The following is a 406-nucleotide window of genomic DNA, read 5'->3' as shown; positions in this document are numbered from 1 at the left end:
CCCCCCCCCCCCCCCCCCCCCCCCCCCCCCCCCCCCCCCCCCCCCCCCCCCCCCCCCCCCCCCCCCCCCCCCCCCCCCTCTCTAATGCTACGGCCACCACCGAGATCTACACCCGAACGTTGTCGTCGGCAGCGTCAGATGTGTATAAGAGACAGACGCATCGCGACCGGCGTAACGTGCCGCCGAGCCCAGCGCCTCTTCGATGCGCAACAGCTGGTTGTACTTGGCCCCGCGGTTTACGCGCAGGAGGCATCCGCCCCCTCAGGCTCCACCGGTCAATGCAAGGACTGTCTCTTATACACATCTCCGAGCCCACGAGACCCGTGACCGAATCTCGGATTGCGTCGTCTGGGGGGAGAGGGGGGGGGGGGGGGGGGGGGGGGGGGGGGGGGGGGGGGGGGGGGGG

General features: G+C 72.9%; 1 pseudogene. It reads right to left on the bottom strand.

Annotation, left to right across the window (positions count from 1 at the left end):
• Window positions 1-87: 87 nt before the first annotated feature.
• A pseudogene (locus tag JHD67_RS21500) lies at window positions 88-255 on the bottom strand (hypothetical protein); the annotation flags it as partial.
• Window positions 256-406: the final 151 nt, after the last annotated feature.

Source organism: Dyella sp. ASV21 (assembly GCF_016428975.1).
Lineage (GTDB): Bacteria > Pseudomonadota > Gammaproteobacteria > Xanthomonadales > Rhodanobacteraceae > Dyella.
Note: the sequence above shows the minus strand (reverse complement) of the source record. Positions and strands in the feature narration are given on the sequence as shown.